6 protein-coding genes and 1 pseudogene are annotated in these 10,713 nt (G+C 66.3%); 3 read left to right on the top strand and 4 right to left on the bottom strand.

Going from position 1 to position 10,713, the window contains the following annotated elements; genetic code table 11:
- Nucleotides 1–92: 92 nt before the first annotated feature.
- Nucleotides 93–1,625, bottom strand: coding sequence for an ABC transporter substrate-binding protein (locus tag OXS49_RS20735; RefSeq protein WP_267426476.1), 1,533 nt, complete (start codon nucleotides 1,623–1,625; stop codon nucleotides 93–95).
- A 170-nt stretch (nucleotides 1,626–1,795) separates the two neighbouring features.
- On the opposite strand from OXS49_RS20735, the gene OXS49_RS20730 reads away from it, so the two are divergent.
- Nucleotides 1,796–2,695, top strand: coding sequence for a LysR family transcriptional regulator (locus OXS49_RS20730; RefSeq protein ID WP_244006936.1), 900 nt, complete (start codon nucleotides 1,796–1,798; stop codon nucleotides 2,693–2,695).
- A 7-nt stretch (nucleotides 2,696–2,702) separates the two neighbouring features.
- On the opposite strand, the gene OXS49_RS20725 is transcribed toward OXS49_RS20730, so the two are convergent.
- A complete protein-coding gene (locus OXS49_RS20725) occupies nucleotides 2,703–3,455 on the bottom strand; it encodes a CDP-diacylglycerol diphosphatase (RefSeq protein WP_244007006.1) in 753 nt (250 codons plus the stop codon).
- 137 nt (nucleotides 3,456–3,592) lie between these two features.
- Between OXS49_RS20725 and OXS49_RS20720 the strand changes: the two are divergent.
- Both OXS49_RS20720 and OXS49_RS20715 read left to right on the top strand, forming a co-directional pair.
- Nucleotides 3,593–4,597 (top strand): annotated as a pseudogene (locus OXS49_RS20720) (DUF2891 domain-containing protein).
- 768 nt (nucleotides 4,598–5,365) lie between these two features.
- Nucleotides 5,366–6,298 (top strand): DUF535 family protein, encoded by a 933-nt coding sequence (locus OXS49_RS20715; RefSeq protein ID WP_267426475.1) that lies wholly within the window; start codon nucleotides 5,366–5,368, stop codon nucleotides 6,296–6,298.
- On the opposite strand, the gene OXS49_RS20710 is transcribed toward OXS49_RS20715, so the two are convergent.
- Both OXS49_RS20710 and OXS49_RS20705 read right to left on the bottom strand, forming a co-directional pair.
- Entirely contained in the window at nucleotides 6,272–7,108 is an 837-nt protein-coding gene (locus OXS49_RS20710; protein ID WP_267426474.1) for a class I SAM-dependent methyltransferase, read from the bottom strand. The two genes, OXS49_RS20715 and OXS49_RS20710, sit on opposite strands and share 27 nt — an antisense overlap.
- A gap of 596 nt (nucleotides 7,109–7,704) precedes the next feature.
- Nucleotides 7,705–10,557 carry a PAS domain-containing protein gene (locus OXS49_RS20705; RefSeq protein ID WP_267426472.1) on the bottom strand — a complete coding sequence of 951 codons (2,853 nt, stop codon included), beginning with the start codon at nucleotides 10,555–10,557 and terminating at the stop codon, nucleotides 7,705–7,707.
- Between the last annotated feature and the right edge of the window lie 156 nt (nucleotides 10,558–10,713).

Genomic DNA, 10,713 nt, shown 5'->3' with positions numbered 1-10,713 from the left:
CCTGAAGCCGGGCTCCCCTCTCCCCCCCTGCTTCGCAGGGTACCCTCCCCCGCAGAGGGGGGAGGGGGACCGTTGCGATGCGGCGGCCACCCTCACTTCCACGACGCCGCGTAGAAGCGCGCCACCTCGTCGGGCTGGGCGGTGAAGTTCAGGTCCGACGTGAAGGCGTAGTTGGTCGAGTAGGAGAACATCGGCAGGGCGTAGGCCTCGGCGGCGATCCGCTGGAGCGCCTTGGCGTAGGCGGCCTTGCGGGTCTCCGGATCGGTGGAGCCGTCGCCCTTCTGGAGGTCGGCGATCACCTGCGGATCCTTGGTCAGATCCTCCTCGCCGCCGCGGAAATACACGCCGTCGAAGGCCGAGACGTCGAGAACCGAGAACGAGCCCCAGGTCTGGTAGCCGATGGAGATCTTACCGGCCCGCAGGGAGTCCCGGAAGGCCGCGTAGCGCAGGTAGTTGAGTCGCACCTTGATGCCGACCGCGCCGAGATAGCCGATCACCGCCTCGGCGTAGTCCCGCTCGCGATAGGCGCCGAGGTCGATCTCGAAGCCGTTTGCGTAGCCAGCTTCCTTAAGCAGTGCCTTGGCCTTGGCGGGGTCGTAGGGGTAGCGCATCACACCCTGGTCGGTGCAGCCGAACTGATCGACAAAGCACAGGGCGTTCATCACCCGGGAGGCGCCGCGCACGAGGTTGTCGACCATCGCCTTGCGGTCGATGGCGTAGGAGATCGCCTGCCGGACGCGGACGTCCTTGAGGGGCGAGTTCTCCTTGGCACGGCCGAGCGTGTCGAATTGCAGGAAGCCGACCCGCATGGTCTCGGAGTTGAGCACCGTGATGTTCGGGGCGGCGCGCAACTGCTCGGCCTGATCGCTCGGCACCCGCCAGATCCAGTCGACGCCGCCGGTCATCAGTTCGGCCATCCGGCTCTCGCCGTCCGGGATGACGCGGAACTGCAGCTTGCCGATCTTCGGCTTCCCCAAGGGGCTACCGGCCCAGTACTTCTCGAACCGCTCCATGCTGACGCCGCGGCCGCTATCGACCTTGGTGATACGGTACGGGCCGCTGCCGACCGGCGCCTTGGCGAAACCGTCAAGTCCCACTTTCTTGAAGTAGGTGGCCGGGAAGATCGGCGTCGGGCCGGCGAGGTATTCCAGCGCCGCCGGGAACGGCGCCTTGAGGTGGATGCGGACTGTATGCGGGCCGGTGACCTCCACCGACTTCATCCAGTCGACGTTCTGGCGGGTGACCGTGCGGGCCTCCGGCGTCAGCACGTAGTTGAACGTGAAGGCCACGTCCTCCGGCCCGAGCGGGTCGCCGTTGTGGAAGGTCACGCCCTCGCGGATCTTGAGATCGAGGCTCGTATCGTCCGCCCAGGTCCAGGCGGTGGCCAGCATCGGCTTGTAGCTGCCGTCCTTGGGGTCCCGATACAGCAGCGTGTCCCAGCAGTTCCGGGCCAGGATCACGCCCTCGCGGGCGCTGTTGTGGTAGGGGCTGACGTTCTCGGGCTCGCTGTCTGAGGCATAGACCAGGGTGTCGTCGGCCTTGCCGGCCAGCGCCGGGTGCGCGGCGATCAGGGTCGCGAGCGAGGCCGCCAAGGTGGCGGCTCGGGTGAGAGTCCGTAGCGGCATGGAGGCTCCGACGGCGCGGTGGACAGGTCACACGGAGCAATCCGCGGCTGCCACCTTTTTCACCCTGCCATGATGTTGTGCATCTGGGATCGCAACAAGTAGAATTTGGCGAGCGCTGCCTTGCTAAATCGGCAACGGACGTGGTTGTATAGTGGTATCAAGGTGGGATAGTGCAAACGACGGGCCTTCGCTACTTCCTGGCCGTGGCCCGCACCGGCTCGATTGCTGCGGCCTCCGCGCAGCTCCACGTTGCGGCCTCGGCGATCAGCCGGCAGATCGGCAACCTAGAGGCCGAACTCGACTGCGTCCTGTTCGAGCGGCGCCCGCGCGGCATGGTGCCGAGCCCGGCCGGGGAGCTACTGGCCCAGCACGCCCATCAGGTGCTGCTCCGTGCCGAGCAGGTCGTCACGGAGATCCGGGAGCTCGAAGGGCTCGCCCGGGGCCTGATCCGGGTGGCGAGCGCCGAAGGCTTCGCCCTCGATATCGTGCCGAACGCCATTGCGGCCTTCCACGCGGCCCATCCGGGCATCCGCTTCGAGGTGACGGTCCTACCGCCCGCGCAGGTGACCCAAACGGTGGCGGTGGGGGAGGCCGATCTCGGGATCACCTTCGCGCTGGCGCCCACCGCGCAGGTGGAGGTGCTGTATGACGGGCAGGTGGAAATGCGGGTGCTCGCCGCCGCCGACCATCCCCTGGCGGGCGCCTCAGTCCTGCGCCTCGCCGATCTGGCGGCGTATCCGGTCGCGCTGACGACCCGGGACACGACCCTGCGGCAGGCCTTCGATGCCGCCTGCGTGCAGGAGGGCATCGCGGTCGAGCCGGTTTTGACCGCCAACACCCTCTCGACGCTGCTGCCCTTCGTGCGGCGCTCGCGCGGGCTGGCGCTGATGTCGGCGCTCTCGGTGCAGACGCCCCTGCGGCTCAACGAGCTGGTGAGCCTGCCGATCCTCGCCCGGGCGGGCCTCGCCCGCGGCATCCAGGTCCAGGCCATGCGCGACCGGCGGCTGCCGAAGGCGGTGCGGGCGTTCCTGCGCCAGCTCATCGACGCATTGCCGCCGCAGACCGGCTGAGGATCGTTCAGGCGCCCCGGTCCGCGACCGTGCAGCTGTGGTCCATCACGTCCTCGGCGCTGGCGCTCGGCGCCCGGTAGGCCAGCAGGATGAAGCCCGGCTCGGGATCGCCCGGCGGCGTTGCCACCGCCGCAAAACTCGTCCGGTGCAGGTCGGGCCGGGCGCCCGGCAGAGTGTGCAGGACCGCGAACGGGTTGAACCGCGCTGCCTCCGCCTCCGGCACCCGCAGGGCGTAGTAGCGATCGCCCGCAAGCGGCACCGGGAAACGGCTCCAGCGCCGCTGAATCTGGTGGCCATGGACCTTTAAGGCCGCCAGCACGCTGGGCTTCAGGCAGTCGATGTGGATGTGGAGCTGGTCCTGGCTGCGGCCCCGGGCCGAGTTGACCGCCAACCCCACCGCGTCGGGCGACAGCTTTCCCTTGAACACATCCGACACGAAGGGGCGCGCCGCGAGCGCTGCCCGCCAGTAGGCGGCCCCACGCGGGCCCCGCAGCACCGGCGCCTCCAAGCCCGCCACGGTGTCGGTCGGCATGACGACGCTGTGGGTCGGCTCTCCGGGCGCCCGCAGGACCGCCGTGCCCGGACGCTCCCCGTCGCCGAGATCCACCGAGAGGCACGGAAAGGTCCGGTTGGCGAGCCGCTTGGCCAGCACGCAGGTCTTCAGCGCCGCCCACAACACGTCCCGGCTCGGATCGGGCGCGGCCGAGACCGGCACGGGGAGCATGAGGGTGGCCAGGACGGCGAGCAGCGCGGGGCGCATGGTGGCTTCCGGTGCGGCCGGCGGCGCGGCCCGGGGCATCGATAGCCGATCCGACGGTGCGCCGGCAAAGCGGCTCGATGTCCTGACGGCGGGCTTCGAAGCAGCTATGCCAGCCCATCCCGAACCCGGAGCCCCCGATGGCGCCTGCCCTTACCCCGGAGATCGCCGCCCGCTTCGCCGGCATCGCTCTCGGGCACGTGACCCAGGAATACCCGAACAAGCCGGGCCATGTCCTGGACGGCCCCGAGGACGCGCACACCCCCGCCGCGCTGCACCCGGTCTTCTACGGTAGCTACGATTGGCATTCCTGCGTCCACGGAACGTGGCTGCTCGCCCGCGTGCTGCGCCTGTTCCCGGACGGCACGTAGGCCGGGGCGATCCGCGCCCATTTTGATGCCCAGCTCACCCCCGAAAAGGTCGCCGGGGAATGCGCCTATCTCGGTCGGCCGACGGCCCGGGGCTTCGAGCGGCCCTATGGCTGGGCATGGCTCCTGAAGCTTGCCGACGAACTCGCCCGCTTGGCCGAGCCCCGCTGGGCCGAGGCGCTCGCGCCGCTCGCCGGGATCGTGGTCCGGCGGTTCCAGGATTTCCTGCCGCTGGCCGCCTACCCGGTGCGGGTCGAGACCCATTTCAACACCGCCTTCGCGCTGCGCTTGGCCGCCGACTACGCCGAGGGAGCTGGCGATGCGGCGCTCCGGGCCCTGCTGCTGCACAAGGCCGAGCGCTGGTACGGGGCGGACGAGGCATGCCCCGCCTGGGGCGAGCCGGGCGGCGACGACTTCCTGTCCTCCGCGCTGATCGAGGCCGAGTGCATGCGCCGCCTGCTGCCGCCGGAGCGGTTCGGGCCCTGGTTTGACCGGTTCCTGCCCGATCTCGCGGTGGGCCGGCCCGTGACCCTGTTCCGCCTGGCCGCCGTCACCGACCGCAGCGACGGCAAGATCGCCCATCTCGACGGGCTGAACCTCGGCCGGGCGTGGTGCTTCCGGGCGCTCGCCTCCGCCCTCGCTTCGGAGGATCGCCGCCGGCCGGTCCTGATAGCCGCCGCCGAGGCACACCTCGCGGCGGGGCTTCCGCACGTAGCGGGCGACTACATGGGCGAGCATTGGCTCGCGACCTTCGCGCTGCTCGCCCTGGAGGCGTGAGCCAGGTCCCGGGGACGGCCGGTAGACGATAAGGATTACTCGAGTACCTGCCGCCGCAGCCCGCGTTGGCTCGGACAGGCCAAAAAAAAGGACCGTTCGCAGAGAACGGTCCGAAGTCTAGGGAGGAAACGCCCACGATGGGCAGCAGCACGCCGACGCCGTCGTTGTGCTGCACTGCATCAACCCGAGAGGGGACGGCGTTGTTCCGAACCGAATGGTGCACGTCACGGAGCTTGGTTGACGCGAACTCTCCAACCCTTGCGCGAGGCCGGCAGGCGAATCTTTCCGTCTGCCGGGGGAGCATGTAGCGCCGACGGACCACCGGACTTGGAAGGGGTCTGCGTCACGGGCGGCGCTGCACAGTCCGCCGAAGGGTCGGTGTGCCGTCCCGGCGCATGATCTGCGCTGAGCCGTCAGTCAGGCGTAGCGCCCGTACGAGGACGCGTCCCTCATTTAAGCGCGGCGAAGTACGAGCCGCTTTGCGCGTGGCCGATAGGCGTCTGACACGACCTGCACACGAAGACAGTCACGACATGGCGCAGCCGGTGTGATTGCCGCGCTCACACGCGTGAACAGGCCCAGCCCACGCGTGTGAACAGGCCCAAGAGCAGGGCGCTGCCTCCGGCCGAAGAGACCGTCGTGGTCGCTCGTCCCCTCCGCTCCGCGGAAGCCCGCTGAATATATTGCACACACCGCCACATTCCATCTGGCGCAGCGTGAGATTTATCGCCATACGTCAGGTTTCATGGGCCGCAACGAGTGAGCGACATGATATTCGTTGACCGTAAGATTCAGTTGAATCTGCTTATAAAGCGTCTTGGTAAAATCATTTACGTGATGAAGCAGCTTCGTGAACACGTTAAATTAGTTAATATTGTATACAAAAACGATAAAGTTCCGTATTTCCGCTTTACTGGTGTGAATGCCCGCAAATACTTAGACGAATATATAGCCCTCAATCTCGATACGTGCACGAGGAGGGAAATCATATATAGCCACCACGAATGGATGCGTGATTGCACAACTCTGGTCGTGGAAGACAATACCGTGCTGTGGAAGAATCCGGGGGGTGATCAGTGCATCGTACTTCGGAAGGCATCTCTGGCGCCACTTGAAGGCGAACTTGAATTCGTTTTCCAGGTCCGAGATGTTTCGATCTGTACCTTGAGTTTTGTGGTTTGTCGCGGCGATCTCGTCGGGATTAGGAAAAAATTGGTGCTTGTCATCGGTGGGTTGCAAGGCCGACCCAATACGGCGTCAATCCTTAGGGAAGTCTCAAAATCAAATCGTGAGATATCTCCGGCTGATATGCTATTTCTGGCCTGCAAAGCGTTCGCCGTCGAGTCTGGAATTAAGCAGATCGTAGGGTACTCAGCGGAGTTTAATTCAGCATCTAGTCATTCCACTTTGGTCACGATGGATTATGGCGGATTCTGGGCCGCGAACAACGCCATCGCCGGGAACGAAGGGCAATACCTTTTGGATCCCAGCCTGGAAAAGGATCCGGGCGATCCGGTGTTCTCGAGCAATCCCTCGCGGACCCGCCGCAAGCGACGGGACAAAATTCTTTTCAAGGAACAGGTCATGGGAAATATATCGCGGGCTCGCATACTGGCGGCCCGCATGAACGACAACAGTCAGACGGTCGCTAATCCGGAACGATCATTGCCTCGTTCAATGCAGCACGGCACGCATCGATGACAGGACGGTCACCGCGGCTTGGTAATCGCTGGCGGGACGAGGATGTCGATTGCCTCGGTTCCGCCAGATCACCACGGTGTCGTCGGGGTCCGACCCGTAGGCGGCTTCATCTGAGCTATAGCGCATCTGCTCCGCAAAATACCGCTCCAGTGCCGGCGATCCATCTATCATAGGGGCGGCAACGGGATTGAGGAGGATCAGGAACAGATCCCTGGGATCTTGAGCCAGGCTCATCTCTAAGTTTTTGATCACTTTCTGCATCAGATCTGCCGGAAACGGATTGTACATAAAGATTGCAATCGGGCCTTTCGGTGGTTCGAAGATTGTCGCGTCTTTAGTTATAACGACCGGTTGCCGGGATGATTGAGCGCGTTGGCTATAGTGCCTGATGTTCTGTCGCGCGATGTCGGCGAGGATTGGATTGTATTCTATGCCCGTGATGGACCGAAAACCGAATTCACTTGCGACGAGGATCGCGCGCCCTTTTCCGCAGCCGAGATCGATGAGGTGAAGATTTTCGACATCGGGTAAAAGCGAGAAGGTCCGGCGAAGGGCACTTGGTTGAGCGGCCAGATAGCCGTTCGAGGCTTGCGGGGTGAGGGCGTAGCCTGGAATGTAGCCGCTGGTCTCAACACCATATTCGACATCGAACGGGTGCCTTGCAGAGGATCGACGGGACAATTTTCCATCAGCGAGCAACACCAGCGCGAGTCTGACTCCCGGAACGCGAACTGCCATGCCCAGGAGCGGCTTCGCGGAAGCCTTAAGAAATCGCCTGCCGATGTGAAGTAATCCGCCGTGCTGGTGCATCTCTATGACCCATGATCGTTGCGTCGGAATTCAGATTTCAATGAACTGTATGGGATTTGTTCGACGGTTTATCAATTTGTCATTTTAAGCATCACGTATCTGAATTCGTCTCTGCTATGGGTGTTGTCTAAATCGTATGGTATTGTGTCCTTGCCATTAGAGATTGAACTCCTTGGCTAAGGAGCGATCGAATCGCTGACGATACTCGTACAAAAAATGTGCCGATCAACAAAACGCCCCTGCCGTCGGGCCTCGGCTCCCCGTTCGCTCAAGCCCACTGCGTCCAACGCGCCTTGTTCGAGTCTCCGCGTCCGGCACGCAGGCCGCGCAGCGCGCGCACTGGCGCAATTCCCGGAGAATCCGTCTCGGCCCCGCATCATCCGGCAGAATGATGCCGACGGTGCATGTCCGCCTCTCGAAGCGCCTTGAGCGCCACCTGCACCGCGTCCGCCCCGGCAAACGCAGCATCCCGGATCGTCTGCACCCAAGGATCAACGACGATGCGGCTCAGCCGGGCCAGGATTGGAGGGCTACGAGTTGGGGGAAAACGTCTGCGCGCGGCTCGCGCCGGGGCTCCGGGGGAGCCGCGAAAATCGTCAGTCCCGCGCTACGCCTTCCTCCGCGATGCGGCGCGCCGCCAGCGCCTTCAGCGCCTTCAGCGGGCTGCGCCGCTTGGCCGCCTCGTACAGCACCTGGGCGAGTTGCTCGGCCGCGTACGGCTTGCGCACCAGGGGGAAGCCATGGGCGTCGTCCGTGGCCAGGATGTGGCTGTAGCCCGAGGTCAGCACCACCGGCAGGTCGGGCCGCGTCGTCTGCAGGTGCCGGGCGAGCGCGAAGCCGCCCATGCCGGGCATCACCACGTCCGAGAACACCACGTCGAAGCGATCCGGCGTGCTGTCGAGTTCGGCCAGCGCCTCCTCGGCGGATTTCGTCCAGACCGGGGCATGGCCCAGATCCTCCAGGATCTGGGTGCAGAAGCGGCCGACCCCGAGATTGTCCTCCACCACGAGGATGCACAGGCCCCGCTGCGGCCCCGTCTCCCTCTCCGGCTGCGCGTCGCCGCCGGCCTCGGTCACCGCCGCGGGGGCTGCGATCTGCGGCAGGTAGAGGGTGAAGGTGGTCCCGCCGCCCAGCGCGCTCGCCACGTCGATGTCGCCGCCCGACTGCTTGGCGAATCCGATCACCTGGGAGAGGCCGAGCCCGGTCCCCTTGCCGACCTCCTTGGTGGTGAAGAACGGCTCGAAGATCCGTCCGAGATCCGGAGCCGGGATGCCGGTACCCGTATCGGTGACCCGGACGGCCACGAACGGCCCGCGCGCGCCGGCGTGGCCGCGGATCGGCGGCATCGGGCAGTCGCCGTCGAGACGCAAGGTCAGGCCGCCTTCCCCGTCCATGGCGTCCCGGGCGTTGACCGCCATGTTGATCAGGGCCGTCTCGAACTGGCTCTCGTCGGCGCGCACGTAGCGGGGCGTCTCAGGGAGATCGATGGTGACGCTGATCCGCGCGCCGGTCACCGAATCGAGCATGTCGGCGATGCTGCGCAGCCGTGCGCAGATGTCGAACACCTGCGGCGTGAGCGCCTGCCGCCGGGCGAAGGCGAGGAGCTGCCCGGTGAGCTTGGCGGCCCGGTCGACCGTGTCGGAGACCGCATCGAGGTAGCGCCGCCTGCGCTCCTCCGCGAGGTCGGGCCGGCGCAGGAACTCCATGGAGGAGCGGATGATCGTCAGGAGATTGTTGAAGTCGTGCGCCACGCCGCCGGTGAGCTGGCCGATCGCCTCGAGCTTCTGCGATTGGCGCAGGGCCTCCTCGGCCTCGCGCTGCTCGGTGATGTCGCGCCCGAACCCGTAGAACAGCCCGTCCTCTGGAACGACCGTCCAGAGCACGCGGCGCCGGTCGCCGGAATGGGTCACGCAGGCGAGTTCCACATCCTCGGCCCGTCGATCCTTGCAGAGCGGCCGCAGGGCGATCCGGGCGCCCTCGCGCTCAGGCTCCGCCACGAAGTCCAGGGCGGATCGGCCCAGGGTCTCCGCCTCTGACCACCCGAGCGCACGGGTCCAAGAGGGGTTCACCGCCTGGACCCGCCCGTCCCGGTCGGAGACGAGCTTCAGCACCGGCGACAACGTCCAGACCCGGTCGCGGTCCCGGGTCTGCGCGGCGACCTGCGCCTCCAGGCGCTCCGCCCGCGACTGGAGCAGGTCCTCGACCTGCTTCCGCTCGGACACGTCGTGGGCGAACACATAGAACCCATCGACCTGCCCGTCCGGCCCGCGGCGGGGGAGGTAGCGCGTGTCGGCGGTCCGTCTCCCGCCATCCGGGAAGGTCCAGACCCATTCGTGCCGGATCTCGTGACCGGCGAGCGCCCGCTCGATGGCGGAGCGCCGCGCCGCGAACGCCTCGGGGCCGAGGAGGTCGATCACGGTCCGCCCCACCACATGGGCGGCGGACAGGCCCGTCCAGGTCTCGTAGGCGGCGTTGGCGAACCGGTAGACGAGGTTGCGGTCGATGAAGGCAATCAGCACCGGCATCGCGTCCGCGACGAGGCGCAACTCGGCCTCCCGCGCCTGGAGGGTCATCTCGCTCCGGCGGCGCTCGGTGATGTCGTTGAACAGGATCGCGACGCGGTTCCGCATCGGCCCGTCGATCCGGTAGGCGTGCACGTCGTACCAGCGGCCGAGACCTGCGATCGGCTGCTCGAACCGGACCGGCTCTCCGGTCCGCACGACCTGCCCGTAGAGGTCGAACCAGTGCTGCTCGTGGCCAGGCACCAGCTCCCGCATCGTGCGGCCGACCACGTCGGTCAGGCCGGCCTGATGCTCGAAGGCGGGATTGACCTCCAGGAAGCGGTAATCGACCGCGCGGTTGTCCTCCGCGAAGATCATCTCCACGAGGCAGAAGCCGGCATTGAGGAAGGCGAACAGCGAGCGGTGGCGCTCCTCGTTGCGGCGTAGCGCGGCCTCGGCGCTGCGCGATTCCAGCTGCGCCATCACCGCCCGGGCGAGCGCGCTCAGGATGAAGACCTGCTGGTCGGTCAGGGTGCGCGGCTCCTGATCCAGCACGCAGAGCGTCCCGATGGCCCAGCCATCGGGCGTCACCAGGGCGACGCCCGCGTAGAAGCGCAGGTGCGGCTCCCCGGTGACAAGAGCATTGCCGGCGCGATACGGCTCCGCCGCGAGATCGGGCAGCATCAGGATGCCGTCTTCGCGCAGCGCCTCGGTGCAGAACCCGGAATCCAGCGGCATCGCCCGCGGCGCGTGGCCCACCGCGGCCTTGATCCATTGCCGGTCGGCGTCGATGAACGTGATGTGGGCCATCGGCGTGCCGCAGGCCTTTGCGGCCATCTCGACGATCTCGTCGAATGCCCGTTCCGGAGGCGTGTCGAGGATGGCGTAGGCGCGCAGGGCGGCCAGACGCTGGGGATGCTGGGGCTCGAAACCCGACGAGCGGGGCATTGTCTGGGTCCGCGACACGGAGGGGTCATAACCCACGTCCTCGACCCTCCCAAGCGAGTCCATGCAACGCAGTTCCGGCGATACGGCCAACACAGGGTTTGCGCGCGGATAAGCTCTCGAACGAACGGTTCGGATCCCGACCGGCGGTCGTCACCA

Source organism: Methylobacterium sp. GC_Met_2 (genome assembly GCF_026540795.1).
In the GTDB taxonomy this organism is placed as follows: Bacteria; Pseudomonadota; Alphaproteobacteria; order Rhizobiales; family Beijerinckiaceae; genus Methylobacterium.
The sequence above is the reverse complement of the archived record's forward strand: the minus strand, read 5'-3'. Positions and strand labels throughout refer to the sequence as shown.